The organism is Neobacillus sp. NPDC093182 (assembly GCF_044754045.1).
Window position 1 is genome coordinate 163,719 of sequence record NZ_JBIVOI010000010.1, and the last position, 15,859, is coordinate 179,577.

18 protein-coding genes and 2 pseudogenes are annotated in these 15,859 nt (G+C 40.7%); all 20 read right to left on the bottom strand.

The features are described from left to right. Window positions 1-452: 452 nt before the first annotated feature. Window positions 453-1,265 carry an SDR family NAD(P)-dependent oxidoreductase gene (locus ACIQAA_RS18885; RefSeq protein ID WP_402622292.1) on the bottom strand — a complete coding sequence of 271 codons (813 nt, stop codon included), beginning with the start codon at window positions 1,263-1,265 and terminating at the stop codon, window positions 453-455. A 58-nt stretch (window positions 1,266-1,323) separates the two neighbouring features. Next, window positions 1,324-1,926 (bottom strand): TetR/AcrR family transcriptional regulator, encoded by a 603-nt coding sequence (locus ACIQAA_RS18890; RefSeq protein WP_402622294.1) that lies wholly within the window; start codon window positions 1,924-1,926, stop codon window positions 1,324-1,326. 81 nt (window positions 1,927-2,007) lie between these two features. Further along, window positions 2,008-2,610 carry a CDP-alcohol phosphatidyltransferase family protein gene (locus ACIQAA_RS18895; RefSeq protein ID WP_402622296.1) on the bottom strand — a complete coding sequence of 201 codons (603 nt, stop codon included), beginning with the start codon at window positions 2,608-2,610 and terminating at the stop codon, window positions 2,008-2,010. 3 nt (window positions 2,611-2,613) lie between these two features. Further along, window positions 2,614-3,663 (bottom strand): ABC transporter ATP-binding protein, encoded by a 1,050-nt coding sequence (locus ACIQAA_RS18900; protein ID WP_402622297.1) that lies wholly within the window; start codon window positions 3,661-3,663, stop codon window positions 2,614-2,616. Next, the gene (locus ACIQAA_RS18905; protein ID WP_402622299.1) at window positions 3,656-4,480 is read right to left on the bottom strand and encodes an ABC transporter permease; all 825 of its coding nucleotides are present in this window, start codon (window positions 4,478-4,480) and stop codon (window positions 3,656-3,658) included. Before ACIQAA_RS18905 ends, ACIQAA_RS18900 begins: the two co-directional genes overlap by 8 nt. Then, window positions 4,461-5,345, bottom strand: coding sequence for an ABC transporter permease (locus tag ACIQAA_RS18910; protein WP_402622300.1), 885 nt, complete (start codon window positions 5,343-5,345; stop codon window positions 4,461-4,463). Before ACIQAA_RS18910 ends, ACIQAA_RS18905 begins: the two co-directional genes overlap by 20 nt. After that, on the bottom strand, window positions 5,326-6,603 hold the full coding sequence (locus ACIQAA_RS18915) for an ABC transporter substrate-binding protein (protein ID WP_402622302.1): 1,278 nt from the start codon (window positions 6,601-6,603) through the stop codon (window positions 5,326-5,328). The genes ACIQAA_RS18910 and ACIQAA_RS18915 overlap by 20 nt, the downstream gene beginning before the upstream one ends. Window positions 6,604-6,623: 20 nt before the next feature. Then, window positions 6,624-8,054, bottom strand: a complete 1,431-nt coding sequence (locus tag ACIQAA_RS18920) for a dihydrolipoyl dehydrogenase family protein (protein WP_402622304.1) — start codon at window positions 8,052-8,054, stop codon at window positions 6,624-6,626. Beyond that, window positions 8,041-8,709: a TVP38/TMEM64 family protein gene (locus ACIQAA_RS18925; RefSeq protein ID WP_402622306.1), complete on the bottom strand. Its 669-nt coding sequence runs from the start codon at window positions 8,707-8,709 to the stop codon at window positions 8,041-8,043. Before ACIQAA_RS18925 ends, ACIQAA_RS18920 begins: the two co-directional genes overlap by 14 nt. 91 nt (window positions 8,710-8,800) lie before the next feature. Continuing rightward, complete coding sequence (locus tag ACIQAA_RS18930) at window positions 8,801-9,274, bottom strand: DinB family protein (RefSeq protein WP_402622307.1); 474 nt, start codon at window positions 9,272-9,274, stop codon at window positions 8,801-8,803. 68 nt (window positions 9,275-9,342) lie between these two features. Next, window positions 9,343-9,789, bottom strand: a complete 447-nt coding sequence (gene msrB / locus ACIQAA_RS18935) for a peptide-methionine (R)-S-oxide reductase MsrB (protein WP_402622309.1) — start codon at window positions 9,787-9,789, stop codon at window positions 9,343-9,345. Window positions 9,790-9,864: 75 nt separating this feature from the next. Next, complete coding sequence (msrA, locus tag ACIQAA_RS18940) at window positions 9,865-11,016, bottom strand: peptide-methionine (S)-S-oxide reductase MsrA (RefSeq protein ID WP_402622311.1); 1,152 nt, start codon at window positions 11,014-11,016, stop codon at window positions 9,865-9,867. 490 nt (window positions 11,017-11,506) lie between these two features. Beyond that, window positions 11,507-11,986, bottom strand: a complete 480-nt coding sequence (locus tag ACIQAA_RS18945) for a glutathione peroxidase (protein ID WP_402622312.1) — start codon at window positions 11,984-11,986, stop codon at window positions 11,507-11,509. Window positions 11,987-12,208: 222 nt separating this feature from the next. Next, window positions 12,209-12,652, bottom strand: coding sequence for a MarR family winged helix-turn-helix transcriptional regulator (locus ACIQAA_RS18950; protein ID WP_402622314.1), 444 nt, complete (start codon window positions 12,650-12,652; stop codon window positions 12,209-12,211). A gap of 383 nt (window positions 12,653-13,035) precedes the next feature. Next, window positions 13,036-13,227: pseudogene (locus tag ACIQAA_RS18955) on the bottom strand (transposase); the annotation flags it as partial. A gap of 351 nt (window positions 13,228-13,578) precedes the next feature. Further along, window positions 13,579-14,052 (bottom strand): DinB family protein, encoded by a 474-nt coding sequence (locus ACIQAA_RS18960; protein ID WP_402622315.1) that lies wholly within the window; start codon window positions 14,050-14,052, stop codon window positions 13,579-13,581. Between the two features lie 139 nt (window positions 14,053-14,191). Beyond that, window positions 14,192-14,395, bottom strand: a complete 204-nt coding sequence (locus ACIQAA_RS18965; protein ID WP_402622317.1) for a hypothetical protein — start codon at window positions 14,393-14,395, stop codon at window positions 14,192-14,194. An 84-nt stretch (window positions 14,396-14,479) separates the two neighbouring features. Continuing rightward, window positions 14,480-14,821, bottom strand: coding sequence for a bacillithiol system redox-active protein YtxJ (gene ytxJ / locus ACIQAA_RS18970; RefSeq protein WP_402622319.1), 342 nt, complete (start codon window positions 14,819-14,821; stop codon window positions 14,480-14,482). Window positions 14,822-14,986: 165 nt separating this feature from the next. Next, a pseudogene (locus tag ACIQAA_RS18975) lies at window positions 14,987-15,290 on the bottom strand (thioredoxin-disulfide reductase); the annotation flags it as partial. Between the two features lie 34 nt (window positions 15,291-15,324). After that, on the bottom strand, window positions 15,325-15,537 hold the full coding sequence (locus ACIQAA_RS18980) for a peptide-methionine (R)-S-oxide reductase (protein ID WP_402622321.1): 213 nt from the start codon (window positions 15,535-15,537) through the stop codon (window positions 15,325-15,327). Window positions 15,538-15,859 lie beyond the last annotated feature (322 nt).

Here is a 15,859-nt window from a genome sequence, read left to right on the forward strand (position 1 = left end):
TAAAGCCGTTATTCCAATAAAAAGGTGATGCGGGAAAGTCCCCCCTAAAAAAACATAGCCATAAGAAGCAGATACCAAAAAATCTATGATAAGAAGATGAAGTAACCACTGTTTTTTTATGCTGGAGTAAAAAAAATAAACTATAAGAAAAGCGATCAGGGAAAAGATCACAAAACTTAGCTTCCAGAAGATTGTGATCGAATGTTCAAAATAAAAAATACCAGTTAAAACTATATCAAAAACGAGTTTCAGACCAAAAAACCACCTCCACCAATGGGGGTTTTTATTCAATAAATCCGTGTCTTTTATCATAATCCATTTCATCCTTAATTTTTTGTTCTTACGTTTATTCGATAAACCTTGAACAAGCCGAAAGCTCGACTGGAGCAGTCAAACTTCGGCTTATATGATTCCTCTCTTCATCCATATCAAAGGATTTACGTCCCTCTTAATTAGTCTCCTTGAGCAGAACGCTCAAACCAAGTGTTGACCTCTTCCAGCCTTTTCGTATAAGCTTCGCGAATCGTATATGCAGCTTGAGAACCAACAGCCAAACGAAGAGGCGGTTGATCGCCTTTTAGAACAGATATGATCAATTCCACAGCTTTCGCCGGGTCACCGATATTGATGTTTGATAATCCTTTTTCGTACTCTTCATATAGCCCAGCATATTCTTGTTTTCTATTGGTCTGAATCATCGATTCGTTTAAAAATTCTGTTGCGTACACGGAAGGCTCCACAATTGTTGTCTTAATGCCGAAGCTTGCGAACTCTTGCGCGAATGCTTCGGAAAAACCTTCAACCGCAAATTTAGATGAAGCGTACAGGCTGAACGGAGGTATGGACCAAGTTCCAAAGAAGGATGATAAATTAACGTAATGTCCCGACCCTTGACGCTTCAAAACAGGAAGTGTCGCTCGAATGACATCTAGTACACCGAACACGTTGACATCGAACTGCCTACGGATTTGTTCATCCGTATACTCTTCCAGCATACCGAAAAGTCCGTATCCGGCATTATTCACCACAAAATCAATTTTCCCAAAAACGTCAACGGCTTCTTGAACAGCTGACTCAATTTGCTCCTTTTTGGTAACGTCCAAAACAGCGAGATGAACGCGATCCGGTGCCAGTTCTTTAAAGTCTTGAATGGCTTCGAGTTTACGCGCCGTAGCGACAACTTTGTCTCCCGCTTGAAGCAGCTGCTGCACAAAATGACGTCCAAATCCTGTGGAAGTTCCTGTAATAAACCATACTTTACTCATTTTATTCATTTCTCCCTTTTATAAATTTATATTAACCATCGTATTGAGAACACCGTTCTTATAAGTGTGAAAAATTTGACTGCCCTGGTTCAAGCATCGCAATAGCGGAATCGGCTATACGGTGAAGCTTCTTTCTGTCAGTCGAGGTCCGGGCGAGCACGCGCAACCCGAGCATGGTGGTGTGCATATTCTCCGCGAGATCAGCTGCGTCACGAGTAGAGGAGAATTCTCCGCTTTCCAGTCCTTTCCTGATCAGTCCGGCAATAAGCTGCTCCATCCACTCGAAGCTTTCGCCTGCCTTGACGTTCACTTTAGGATCCCATGGAGCAAGCTCCACTGCCATATTGACATGCAGGCAGCCCGGAGGCTTGTTGTCATATCCTTCAATCATGTAGTCAAACAGAAAACTTATAGCTTGTTTCACGCTATTGGCGCGGGCGATATTTGTTTGAAAATACCCTTCCAAAAAAGTATTGTAACGTTCGATAACTTTTAAAAATAATTGATGCTTGTCACCGAACGTATCGTACAAACTTCTGCGATAGATGCCCATACACTCGACTAGATCATTTATAGATGTTTTCTCATAGCCTTGTTCCCAGAATAGCCGCATCGCCTTCAATAGTACTTCATCCTCATCAAATTCCTTGGCTCTCGGCATTTATCTCTTCGCCTCCCCTCCCGAATATAGTTATAGCATATTGAGAACGTTCGGTAAAGTATTATGTTTTACCGAACGTTCTCATATTTTATCCACATCGTTATTTCGAAGCCACACATACACATCTCTTAGATGCTTAATTATGGTGATAAGGAGGAGCACAAAAAATAGCCATGCCAACTCATAGAGCACACTTGGAAATAGCATCATCAATGAAAAAAACAGAAACGCTTCCGTACGTTCCAAGATCCCAGGGTTATAATGGAACCCCTTTGCTCCTATATTGGGAATCACATTGCCCGTTACGAGAAAAACTGTAACCGTGATAAGAATAGCGGCCAAATCTAGAACAATCGGCACATAAGCGTCAGGATGGACGAATAAAAGTGCAATAATCATTGTCCCTTCAACGACCCGATCAAACGTGATATCTAAAATATTCCCCCATTTAGAGGGCCTTGTCATTCTGGCAAGCGTACCGTCTACAGCATCAAGATAACCCGATACCCAAAGAGTGAAAACGGCGGCTATGGGAAACCCCATAATAAATAAAATCCCGCTTCCAAAGCCTAACAACATAGCAATCCAAGAGATCGTATTGGCAGATAAACCGAAAGATTGGACTATTTTTGCGCCTTTATCAATTACTGGTTGAACGGTGTGGCGCGCATAAGAATCTAGCACTTGTTACACCATCTCCTTTTGAAGACACCAAACATTTGGGGTTGTCAGGCGAATTCCTGTTTCCATTCCTCGTTCATAAGCTGAAAAGCCAAGTTGCTTAATGACGATCATTTCTCCACCTACATGGGCCTTCACTTCTGTATATTCTCCACGAAAATCGCAACCCTCTATCGTGGCTTTTATCGGTGATGTTATGTCCAGTTGGAGCCATTCTGATCGTAGAGCAATATGAACCGGACCATCTCGGACGGTTGCACAATTTGGATGGATCTCTAAATCACCCATAAACGTTGTCACCTTTGTTCCACATTTCATTCCGTCCACAATATTATCGACTCCCATGAAATTCGCTACCCATTTGTTGGCAGGCTCGTAATAGATGTTTTCAAGTGTCCCCGACTGTTGTGTGATACCTTCTCGGAGAATTAAGAACTGGTCTCCTAGTGTCAAGGCTTCTTCCCGATCATGTGTGACCATAATCATCGGAATATCCCATGTTCTTTTCATGTCGCTTAACCAGCGCCCCATTTGTTTGCGAAGCAAAGGATCCAGCTGACTAAAAGGTTCGTCCAGCAACAAAAGCTGCGGCTCGATCACAAGCGATCTTGCTAACGCCACACGCTGTTCTTGTCCGCCGGAAAGAGATGATAACGGCCGGTTATAAAATTCCTTCAAACCAACTTCATTCAGAATTTGTTCGGTTTTGATTTTGCGTTCCCGGGATGATAAACCTTTTAGTTTAAGTCCGATTTCGACATTCGCTCCGACCCCTAGAAAAGGAAGTAAATACGGTTTCTGAAAGATCATGGACAGATTCCTTTTTTCTGGAGGTAAATGCTGAATCGGTTTCCCCTCCATTAAGATACTTCCCTGGTCAGGGCTTAATATACCGGCAATAATCTGAAGCAACGTTGATTTTCCACTGCCTGACGGACCTAGTATCATAAGCAGCTTTCCCTTCTCAAGGGCAAAAGATTGCTTGGCCAGAGAAAAGGACTTTGTTTGTTCGTATTGGAATGAAACATCGGTAATCTGCATAAATGGATCAGACATTTGGATCATTCGCCTCCTTCCCTTTGTAGAAGTCCCTCTTCACTTCGATAGAGCTGAAAATGACAATAATGAGCGCAGGCAGGACAAACACCGTGCATAAGGCACCTATAAGCGAATAGTCGCCGCTTGTTAGCGTACTAAATAGTAACATCGGGAGCGTAATTAGATTGCCGCCTCCAATAAAAACGGTAAAGAGATATTGGCTCCAGGATATTAAAAAGCTAAACAAGAAGCTGAGCGTTAAAACCGAACGCAGCAGTGGCAGCTCAACCAGCCTGAATGTTTGCAGTCTGCTCGCTCCAAGTAAACGAACCTGCTTTTCGTATCCGATATCGTATCCGGTATAAAATGCGTATAACAAATAAATCGAATAAGGAATAGCTTGAATTAGGTGTGACAACAGCACCCCAAGCCATCGATCAGATAAACCTAAATGAAGGAACAAAACATGAACGCCTATTGCAATGGAAATGCCGGGAATCAATAGGGGAGCTATAAGTACAAACCGAATCGTTTTATTCCATTTTTTTACGTAAAGCCCCAATGCACGAGCGGCCGGATACGCAGCCACTTGAGACAACAAACCAGTAGCTAGAGCCAACCCCAAACTGTTTAAAGCAGCATCCCTCACTTGCGAGTGCGCTGAAAATACATAATCCCAAGTCCGCATTGAAAGAATCGGAAGTACATTAGGGAATCTCCAATGCTCCGTGAATGACCAAACCGGAAGAAGTAGAAAAGGGAGAAAAATAAACAATATAAAAAGGGTAAGCATTATTATGTAGCCTTTTCTTAATTTAATGCCGTTTCGCCGCATAGCCTCCCCCCCACTTTATATATAAAATAACTAGAATCATGCTTATTATTGTAATGATCGTATTGATGGCCATAGACTCCGGCCGATATGTAAGATCCGGATTGAGATAGGCTTGATAAGCCAGTATTGGCAGTGTAGGCATACTCACTGAACCTAATATGTAGGGAACTTCGAAGGATCCGAACGTATAGGCAAACACGATAATCGATGAAGACAGCAAGGCAGGCAGCATGAAAGGAAACGTGACGAACCTCCACCTTTGCCATCGGTTTGCTCCGAGCAGTTGCAGCTGCTTTTCATAAGGGACCGTCCAGGACTTTAAAATACTGAGTACGGATACCGCAATAAACGGAACTTCCTTCCAAACATATTCCAGCACAATTCCAATGCCAAACTGATCGGTAACCAAAATCGGAAACTGGGAAGGCTGCTGAATGAAGCCTGCCCAGTAAGTTAAGCGAGAAATCAATCCACTTTGTCCAAAGAGTATCAATATAGCAATTGCACCTACAACATGCGGGATCGGCAGATTAAATTGCAACAAGAAATGAAGCCATCCACCTTGCCTAACATATTTCCGCAGCCAAAGGGCAAGAATAACCGCAATCATAGCGGCAAGAACGGTTGCAACCAAGGATATCCCCAACGAAAAAATGAGTGAACGATAAAATACCGCAGATTGAAATATTCCTATATAAACATGCAGCGATAATGTTCTTTTCCCGATTAGAGGGAAGTAATCCAGGCTTTGAATGCCACAAATGATAAGCCCTGCGATAAACGATCCGCCCACAATAAAAACGGCAGGAAAGAGCATACCGGCTGAAATTAGCAGCCTTATGGATTTACTTTTGGAATAAAACATGATTCTTCCAACCTTCTTCCAAAGCCAATGTATAAGCAGCCTGTATGTCGGGGAGCTTGTGCTTTAACAGTTCGTCCGCAGGTACGGCTGTTTCGCCGGTTTTAAACTTAAGCTCGTCGAAAAGCTTTTTGTTTTCCCCGTCTACTCTCGAAGGATCGATTCCAATGCCGTCCCCCCAGCCTTTCGTCGGATCAGCTTTTTCGTATTGCAGTTTTGGATCAAGAATGAGATTGGCAACTACCATGGCAGCTGCTTTATGTGCGGCATTGTATGGAATCGCGACATTATGGTAATCGCCGATTGTTCCTGTATCGAACACGTATGGGCGTGCTGTCTTGGGTAATTTCCCTTTGCCAATTTCCGTCGCGATACCTCCGATATCCTGTGTGAAAGCAAAGTCTACTTCGTTGTTATTGAAAAGTGTCGTTAGTTCAGCGACCGTTTTAGGGTACGTTTCCCCTGCTCTCCACAAGGACGGTTTTATCTCGTTTAAGTAAACCCAAGCTTTCGAAGCTTCTGTATTAAATTCTTGCTCGTTGAACGGTTTTGACCACTTTTCATGCCCTCCGCTCAATTCGTAGAACAATTGTTTGACAAAACGTGTACCCGTAAAGTCAGGAGGAGCAGCGTAGGTGAATCGTCCAGGATGCTTCTTTATCCAGGACCTCAATTCTCGATAGTTGTGAGGTAGTTCATCGGGTTGAACCCGTTTGGAATCATACACGAATTGAAACTGTGCACTGCCCCATACCGATTCATATCCTTCCGTTTCCAGACCGAAGTCCTTCACGACAGCAGGATTATCATAGTCCACGTATTTAGCATTCGGAAGTTTCGTTGCGAATGGACCAAACAAAGCGTTTGCTTGCTTCAAGGTAGCAAAGTTCTCACCATTAATCCAAATTAAATCCACACTGCCGCCTTCGTTTTTTCCAGCTTGCTTCTCATTTAGTACCTTATTCACCGCTTCTGCAGTATCGCTGATTGGCACACGGCGCAGGGTAATATTGTACCGGTCCTTCAGTAATGTCCCATATTTTTTATCCACAAATTCACTAATGACATCGCTTCCACCCCACATATACCAATTCACGGTTTGTCCCTTGGCTTCAGCCAGTACTTGATCCCAGCTGCTTGAAAGAAGCGTTTCGCCGGCAGCCTTTCCTTGATCGCCGGTATGTTTACCAGAACAGGCTGCTGAAATCAAGCTAACGATGCATAATAAGATAATACCTGCAACAGAACGTTTGTACTTCAAAACGTCGGCCTCCTCCCGTGTTATCGAAACCATTTTACATATGCTTTTAATAACCGCCCGGTAACGCCATGAGAAAACTTATGCTGCCAATATTGATCAGCTGTTTTCCTTAAAGCTTCGGAATACGTTGGATAAGGATGAACCACTTGCGAAATATCAGGAAGCTTATGGCCGTAATGTTTTGCAAATACGGCTTGCTGCATCCATTCCCCCGCCCCGTTCCCGACGGCATGTGCGCCAAAGATCTTTCCTTTTCCATCTGTAATGACCTTAACGATGCCTTCTTTATGTCCGTCAGTAATAAAACGATCCACCTGATCTAAGGGTACTCTGAAAATGCTGATCTTATCGCCAACATACTCGCGGGCTTCCTGTTCAGTCATCCCCAAATGAAAGATTTCCGGTTCTGTATAAGTTACCCATGGAACGTTGTCGTAGCTTACTTTTCGTTTTAAGCCGAAAACTGCATTTCCGACGACGATTTTCCCCTCCATTCCTGCAGCATGTGTAAACGGAAACGGTCTGATTACATCCCCGACAGCGTAAATATGTGGAATGTTGGTTTGCAATGTTTTCTTGGTCGCGATATGGTCTCGGTCCATTTCAATTCCGATACGCGAAAGTTCCAGACGATCAGTATTCGGCATTCGGCCGGCAGCAATCAATAGGGCATCGGCCTCCAATTGAAGCTTTTCACCGTCTCGGTCTATATAAAGCCTTTTTCGTCCCTCTGGGATGGTTTCAACCCTGTTCACGGTCGCTTTTACCAGTAATGTCATTTCTTTTTCCAAAGCAGCTCGTATATAAGGAACGATTTCCTCGTCTTCAATGCTTAATATTTCCGGACCTCGATCAAGTACCGTTACTTGGGCACCCAGGCGAGCGAAAGCTTGACCCAATTCCAAGCCGACTGGCCCAGCTCCAATGACAACAAGACTTTTCGGCAAAGCTCTCATATCAAATACACTTTCATTGGTTAAAAAATCTACGTCTTGTAAACCATCGATAGGGGGGATAGCTGGTCTGGAACCTGTAGCAATGACAATCCGTTTACCATTAATAACTTCGTTCCCATTAATTTCGATATGATGCGCGTCCCTGAATTGACCGTGTCCGTGAAACACATCCACCCCCATGGAGCGAAACCGTTCCGAGCTGTCGTGATGTTGAATGGCAGCTTTGGCTGCCTGAACTCTTTGAAAAGCTTCATGGTAATCTGCATTCCCTTTTAGCTCCAAACCAAATGCTTTTGCAGCTTTCTTTGCCGTATGGAGCTCCTTAGCCGCAGCAATTAGCGCTTTGGAAGGAACACATCCAGTATGCAGACAGTCACCTCCAGGTTCTGGCTCCTTTTCTATCAATGCAACCTTCACTCCAAAGGCGACAGCTCCAGCAGCTACGGTCAGTCCTCCCGAACCACCGCCAATGACAACGATATCATAGCTTTTCAAAGTAACCGTTCCTCCCGTTTGAATTTTTAACCACTCGTTTCTTAAGAAATAAAGGGATCAGTGTCACAAGGATAAACACAGCCGCTGCAATGATCACGAATAGCGTGTTTCCTTGAAAAAAACTGGAACCGAGAAAATTATAAGCAAACGTACCTGGAACGATTCCCAAAAGTGTACCGAACAGAAATGCCCAAAACTTCACTTTCGAAACTCCTGCCACGTAGCTGACAAGATCAAAGGGGAATACGGGAATCAGTCGAAGCACCAGAATATAGAGAAAGCCTTTCTCCCGTACTTCCGTTTCAAGCCTTTTCCATTTCTCCAGCCTTACACGGAATAGGTTTGTGCCTAAAACTCGGGCTAACCCAAAAGATAGGACTGCGCCAAGCGTGGCGCCAATGATCGTATAAACGGTTCCCCAAACCGGTCCAAAAGCCAATCCGCCTGCCAACGAAAGGATAGAGGCTGGGAACAGGATCAAAGGACGTATTGTATAAATAAGAATAAACAATACGGGAGCAGCCCAGCCAAAGGATAAAATCCAACCCCTTATGTCTTCGGGATCCAGATGCAAAACCTTATGATTAAACCACACTACCCCCACTACTACTGTGATGCACAATAATGAACTAAACAGCCATGATTGTCGTTTCATACTAATCTCCTCATGTGGTTTTCTACTATTGCTTATTTATCAAAAACAGCAGTCAAATATAGAATAATGACTGCTGTTTTTGTATTGCCTATTATTTTTGTTTCATTACTTGCAGCATCGCAGCCACAACACCATTATGGTTGGATAAGTGAGCAGCAGCCGTAAGAATCAACTCTCCGAAATTTTCAGCTTTTTTGAAGTTCTCTGGTACAGATTCATCCAGTCTGTCTTTAAACGTATTGTAAAGATGTTCGCGCTGTTCTTTAATCTGAGCGATCATGGTATCCCAATCAGGCAGCTGAGCAAGCTGTTCTGCATTCCATTCTGTTGCTTTCGTTCCATAGAAGAATAGTTCATGGTACTTTTGCGGAAGGGTTGTTGGTTGTGCTGCAAGATCAAACACAATAAACTCAGTAACTCGAAGGACATGCCCTAAATGCCAATAAAGGCTGGTGTTAAAACCTTCAGGGACTACCATACGCTTGTCCTCAGAACATTTTGAAAGCAGGTCTAGAAATTTATCATATTCAACATTATATATGTGATATACAAAATCTCTTCTCATTGTTAAACCTCCTAATGTTTATATATATATATATTTTAATCATGAAACAGTAAATAATACTGCAGGTACTATTTTTTAAACAACTTCGTATAATCGCTATACCCATTTTCTTCAAGTTTACTTTTCGGAATAAACTTCAAAGCGGCTGAATTAATGCAAAACCGCTGTTCGTTTGGGTTTGGCCCATCATCGAACACATCACCTAGGTAAGAATCAGCTTTACGGCTTTTGGCTACGGTTTTCCGAGAAAAGAATCCTCTATCTTCTTTCAATACAACATTGTTTCCATCGATAGGCTTTGTAAAGCTAGGCCAGCCCGTGCCTGCATCATATTTATCCTTGGAGCTAAACAAAGGCTCGCCAGAAAGAACATCAACGTAAATACCTTCTTCTTCATTGTCCCAATATTCGTTATGAAACGGTAACTCATCTGCGCCCTTCTGAGTTACGTTATATTGGAGTTTAGTCAGCGTCTTGAGTTTTTCTTCTTTGTTAAAATCGTCACTTGTTTTCAATTTGCGAGACCTCCTAATATTATCCAAATGATTACAATTATGCTTTAACTATGAAACAGTAAATGATAGTGCCTACTATTTATTAAACAGTTTTAAATAATCACCATATCCACTTTCTTCAAGTTGATCTTTTGGAATAAACTTCAAAGCCGCAGAATTAATGCAGTACCGCAGTCCTGTCGGTTTCGGTCCGTCACTAAACACATCACCCAAGTAGGAATCAGCATTACGGCTTCTAGCAGTGGTTCTCGAAGAAAGGAACCCGCTTTCTTCTTTCAAAACAACAAAGTCTCCATCGATAGGCTTTGTAAAACTAGGCCAGCCCGTACCTGCATCAAATTTATCCTTGGAGCTGAACAAAGGCTCGCCCGAAACAATATCTACATATATACCTTCTGCTTTATTATTCCAATATTCGTTTTTAAACGGTGTCTCATCTATGCCGTTCTGAGTTACGTTATATTGGAGTTTAGTCAGCGTCTTAAGCTTTTCTTCTTTGTTAAAATCGTCATAAGCTGCTTTTTCGTCACTAGTAGTTGCATTTTTGTCACTAATTTTTACTTCGCGATCTTCCCCCCAAGCATCATCCAAAAATGCATCACGCCCGGATAAAAGCTCACTCATTTGGTAGCTCAACGAACTTTTTTCATAATAATCTTGATGTTCTGACTCGGCTTTGTAAAACGTTGATGCCGCATCTATTTTCGTTACAATCGGTTTATCAAACCGCTTGGAATCTTCTAACTCTTTTTCAGATGCTTCGGCAGCCTCTTTTTGTTCATTGTTCGTGTAAAAAATACCGGATTCATAAGGGGTGCCGCGATCACCAAATTGACCGTTTGCATCTGTAGGATCGATGTTACGCCAGAAAGTTTGAAGCAATTCTTCATACGAAACAACATTAGGGTCATAATGAACTTCTACTGCTTCGAGATGTCCCGTAGCTCCGGAACCGACTTCATAATAGGTTGGATTTTTCTCGGGCCCTCCCGTATATCCGGTGTATACACTCTTAACCCCTTTGAGCTTTTCGAATGCCTCTTCCATATGCCAGAAACAACCGCCAGCAAAAATAGCAGTGTCTGTAGACGAATTCGAATTTTCACTTGTTATAGTACCTTGACCCTTCGCTACCTCGGCTTGTTGATTCGAACTGTTGATGGAAAATCCAGCAATAACTACTAGTGCAATTGGTATTAAAAATAATGCACTTTTTTTCAAATTCATTTCTAGTCAACTCCCTATCGAAAATGGTGGACGCTCCTTAATGCCCAACACTAAATCACTCAGGTAAAATACGTTCGAACGAATTCTTTCAGCATACACTGTATAATTCCTAATTACACAGCAGATGGTTTTTTCTTCTCGAATTGTATTTTTCCGTTTGCGATTTTGCTGGCTATTCACCTCCCTTTCTTACATTTTCATCATACAAGGGACGACCGGATCCCGAATCTGTAAAAAGTAATGTATACAAGTAATGTATTTACCGAGTGATTTAAACGACAAAGCATGATAAATTTCACGCTCCATGCCAAAAGTCATGTCCACCTTGATACACCGTTACAGGGATTAGCCATCGATGCAGCACAAAAAAGCATCCAAACGTTGATGTGAAATGTGAAATAAAAAGTATCAGTCGAATAGTTACATAAAAAGGTAGGGTAAAGGTTGATAACAACCTTCATACCCTACCTTTTTCAGACTTTTTTAATTTTTAGATTAACCCATTTAAATCTTTTACTATTGATGAAACTTTATCTTTTGGTGCATAACGTTTCAATACTTTACCATTACGGTCTACAAGGAATTTTGTGAAATTCCATTTAATTTGTTCAGATCCAAGTAAACCTTTCGCTTCTTTCTTTAAATAGTCAAAAATTGGTGCAGTATTTGGACCATTAACTTCTACTTTATCGAATAATTGGAATGTTACTCCATAATTGATTTGACAAAAGTTTTCAATATCTTTATTTGTTCCTTTCTCGCCACTACCAAATTGATTGCATGGGAAACCTAAAATCTCTAATCCACTATCTTTGTAGTCAAGGTATAAATTCTGAAGCTCTTTATATTGATCTGTAAAAATACATTTACTAGCTGTATTTACAATTAACATTACTTTCCCTTTGTAATCCTTCATTGATTTTTCAACGCCTCTATTTGTCTTTACTTTATAATCATAAATTGTTGTCATTTTTATTTCCTCCAATTTGTTTAGATAATGTAATAAATCGGGACGATATTTTTAATATCTGTTCCCTATGACAATAATATACTACACTATCATATAGAGTTCAATTAAATAGCACACTATTTAAAATGGTAAATAATTCATATTATTAGTTGAGGCGATTTAGTCAAAAAAATATCTAAGAAAACATTGAATCTATCTATGTTCTCTTAGATTATCTAATATCTATCGTGCGATATCATGCGCTTTTTGCAATAATTCTTTTGATATATCTAGTGAACCAAAATAATTCTCTTCCGTCTTACAAATCTTCTCGAAAATAGAAATTGATACATCTTTTAAATCGTTCTGTAATGCTGCTCCTTTTTCTGTCAAACCTATTTCAACCCTTCTTTCATCTTCAGCAGAACGTTTTCGATAGACGAATTCCGCCGCTTCAAGTCTTTTTAATAAAGGGGTTAATGTGGCAGAATCTAGATAAAGACGTTCTCCTAGCTCAGTAACCGTGGAAATTTTCTTTTCCCAAAGTAAAATTAGTACCAAATATTGTGGATAGGTTATGTTAAATTTACTTAGGATGGGCCTATAAATACGTGTAATCTCACGAGATGCAGCGTATATATTAAAACATAGCATGTCTTCTAATGTCGTGACTTCTCTGTTAGTCATGTTAGTAGTCTCCTTTTCAATAACAGTGTTACTTTATTTTAGTTTACCTTATTTTTAGCATGAGTAAACTAAATTGCACACTATTTTATAGGAAAGTATTATTTAACGTTTAAAATAGATGACTCAATTAATGAGTCATCTTCAGATTGTCGAGAAAGGGTATTTTTCTCGGCAATTTTTTATTTTTCTTGGTCTAACCAACCGATTTCTATTAAAGATTGTGCCTGCTAACTGGCCTGTTGATTTCCGCTCCAGGTGCTTCGCTTTCCGCGGGCGTGCCGGGGAGCCTCCTCGGCGCTATGGCGCCTGCGGGGTCTCCCCAGCCCCGTACTCCCGCAGGAGTCTTCGCACCTTCCGCTCCAATCAACAGGGGAGAAATAACCTTAAGAATTGCCACACACTGTTTCCAGCCTGGCTAAGTGTGTGGCAATCTTTTTTATATTTTGGCATGCTGCGGTGAGTAACACTTGCTCACTCGCATTATTCAATCCCCGTAACCTACAATAGCGAAGCCCATGCAGTTCTTTTGAATCTGCGAAGCTTCGCTCTACTTTTTCCTTTCTAAATTTATAAAGTACTGGATATCAATGGTTTCAAAATATGTTCGTCAATCGTCTTTTCAACAACCAGAGTTGCAAGGTATACGACAAGCCAATGATTTTTGCCAGCCAGCCGAACTTTACGGAATACGATATCAGAACTGTTTTAGAATATATTTTTAAAAATCAATTCATTTTGTTTATAATATGCTCTGTTTAAAGAGATATGAGTTAGTAAAACAGGTTGTCAAAGTCATCTACCACAATTATTAATTTACATAAGAAAAAGGTACAATCCACTTCTATTTTAGAAGGGATTGTACCTTTTCCTATTTATCTAACACTTTCGATAACCTCCCATAGAGAGGTTTTTCTCACTTTCGGTTGTTACTGGGATAACATTTTTTTGTAAGCTTTGATGATTCCAAAATGCATTCCTTCATGATACAAATTATAAGTGAGTAATTCCTTTGGACTATGCAAATCAAGTCCATCTGACGTTGTAAGAACAGGAGTGCTTTCGTCCAAGCGGCCAGTCAGTACCTCGCGAACTCGCTCATACTGCTCCTTTAAAAGGCCCTCAAGCTCCGGTAATGTTGGCATTGGGACCGACTTGTCAATATCGTCTAGTGGCGATCCTTTTGTAAAGCGCTCCATAAACCCTTCCGGCAGATTCATAGGAAGCTTTAATTGTAAAAACGCCAATATTTCCGTAACAGTATAGATGTGTCCTAGTTGCCAACGGATATTGTTGCGGAAATTTGCAGGAATTCGATCTGCTAACTCCTCCGTTACGCCCTCCATAGCTTTTAATGTTTGAGTTCTGTTGAATGCTAAGTAGTCAAATAGATTTTTTTCCATTTCAATTCCTCCTAAAAATTTTTATATGCTCAATTTGAAATTCAATTTATGGTACAGGAATTTAACGTTTGCTTTTCAACATTAAATTATTACTTGAAAAATGATTTAGCCAAAAGTTTAATTGTATTCCTCAATTCTCTTACGCCCGGTCGGTATGAATGGTCCTACCTTTATAGAACATACGATCTGATATCACTTCTTTCTCCTTGGCCGAAAGAGAGCCTGCATTTAACTTGTAGATAGCGGTTTTACTACCTAAAGGGGAAACATATCGTTCCAAATGACTCTTCCCTAGCGATCGTTCATAATAACCTGGCACATATTTATTCAGCATGACCTGCATAGCTTCCGTTGCCTCGTTTATATCAATTACTTGAAGTAGGGACCCCTCGATTTATTTTTAAAGGCTTTAAGCGCATTTTTAAGATTAATCTAATACAGCTGTCATATGTTTTTTAGTTGCCGACCAATGCGAAGTATTCCAAATGGATTTTTTATTTTTGAAAAATATTATTTGTGGCGAGGCATGCTTGATGCCAAGATCTTCCTCAATCTGATTAGAAACTGGACGCGATTCAATGACTTTCACCATGTAGTAGTCAACATCACTATTTGGCTTATCTGCCAGGTATTCCTCATATTCTTCTAGTGCACTCGCGCTTACTGGACAAGTTGTACTATATTTCAGAACTACAGCCGGTTTCTCAGCAGAACGATTAAATACATCCTCCCATTCTTCGAGTGTCGTTAATTCTTTCCAAACCAACATACAAATTCCTCCTCTATGATTAACTATATTAATACGATGGTTACAAAACGAACTACAACATGAATCCCTATGTTTTCAAGTAATTTTCATATTTCCTTCAATAGTCTGCTTCTTCTTCACTTCACTGACTGGACTGACATTTTTTATGAATGCCCTTTGCAGATATCATTGTTCTAATGATTCCATGAATTTTTCACTATCAAACGCTGCCATGCTACCACTTCCTGCTGCAGTGATAGCTTGTCGGTAACGGCTGTCCTGTACATCGCCACATGCGAATACTCCTGGAATATTTGTCTCGGCTGTGCTTTGGTATTCCCAAATATTTAGCACTCGCTCCTGTTGAGATAATAAGGGTTTCACTTACAATTTCTTCCTTACCCTCTACTTGTAATTTAAATGGACGCTTCGACAAATCAACACTTTTCACCCAACCTGTATAAAATTCAGCTCCGAAGCGCTCTGCTTGCAACATTATCCAAATGATTACAATTATGCTTTAACTATGAAACTTGTAAATGGATACTGCTTGTACTATTTATTAAAATAAACACATCACCCAAGTAGGAATCAGCATTTCGGTTTCTAGCAGTGGTTCTCGAAGAAAGGAACCCGCTTTCTTCTTTCAATACAACATAGTCTCCATCGAGAGGCTTTGTAAAAGTAGACCAGCCCGTAATTGTATTATTCCGTTTGCAATTTTGCTGGCTATTCACCTCCTTTTTCTTACATTTTCATAATACAAGGGTCGACCGGATCCCGAATCTGTACAAAGTAATGTATTCAAGTAATGTGTTTACGAAGTTATTTAAACCCCAAAGCATGATAAATTTCATGTTCCATGCCAAAAGTCATGTCAACTTCGATACACAGTTAGATGGATTAGCCATCAATGCAGCACAAAATAGCATAAAATAGGAAAAGCATCCAAACAAGTTCAATTGGATGCTTTTTGTCTACAATCTGAGATGACTCAATTAATGAGTCATCCTAACTTTCTCAATCATTTACTTTAAATCATTATTAATAAATGTCGTA

Coding starts and splice junctions, on each gene's coding strand:
- msrA (WP_402622311.1), bottom strand. CDS start 11,016: ATGAATTTGAAAAAAAGTGCATTATTTTTAATACCAATTGCACTAGTA.
- ACIQAA_RS18910 (WP_402622300.1), bottom strand. CDS start 5,345: ATGTTTTATTCCAAAAGTAAATCCATAAGGCTGCTAATTTCAGCCGGT.
- ACIQAA_RS18960 (WP_402622315.1), bottom strand. CDS start 14,052: ATGGAAAAAAATCTATTTGACTACTTAGCATTCAACAGAACTCAAACA.
- ACIQAA_RS18885 (WP_402622292.1), bottom strand. CDS start 1,265: ATGAGTAAAGTATGGTTTATTACAGGAACTTCCACAGGATTTGGACGT.
- ytxJ (WP_402622319.1), bottom strand. CDS start 14,821: ATGTTGGTTTGGAAAGAATTAACGACACTCGAAGAATGGGAGGATGTA.
- ACIQAA_RS18900 (WP_402622297.1), bottom strand. CDS start 3,663: ATGTCTGATCCATTTATGCAGATTACCGATGTTTCATTCCAATACGAA.
- ACIQAA_RS18890 (WP_402622294.1), bottom strand. CDS start 1,926: ATGCCGAGAGCCAAGGAATTTGATGAGGATGAAGTACTATTGAAGGCG.
- ACIQAA_RS18905 (WP_402622299.1), bottom strand. CDS start 4,480: ATGCGGCGAAACGGCATTAAATTAAGAAAAGGCTACATAATAATGCTT.
- ACIQAA_RS18965 (WP_402622317.1), bottom strand. CDS start 14,395: ATGCAGGTCATGCTGAATAAATATGTGCCAGGTTATTATGAACGATCG.
- ACIQAA_RS18950 (WP_402622314.1), bottom strand. CDS start 12,652: ATGACTAACAGAGAAGTCACGACATTAGAAGACATGCTATGTTTTAAT.
- ACIQAA_RS18930 (WP_402622307.1), bottom strand. CDS start 9,274: ATGAGAAGAGATTTTGTATATCACATATATAATGTTGAATATGATAAA.
- ACIQAA_RS18945 (WP_402622312.1), bottom strand. CDS start 11,986: ATGACAACAATTTATGATTATAAAGTAAAGACAAATAGAGGCGTTGAA.
- ACIQAA_RS18925 (WP_402622306.1), bottom strand. CDS start 8,709: ATGAAACGACAATCATGGCTGTTTAGTTCATTATTGTGCATCACAGTA.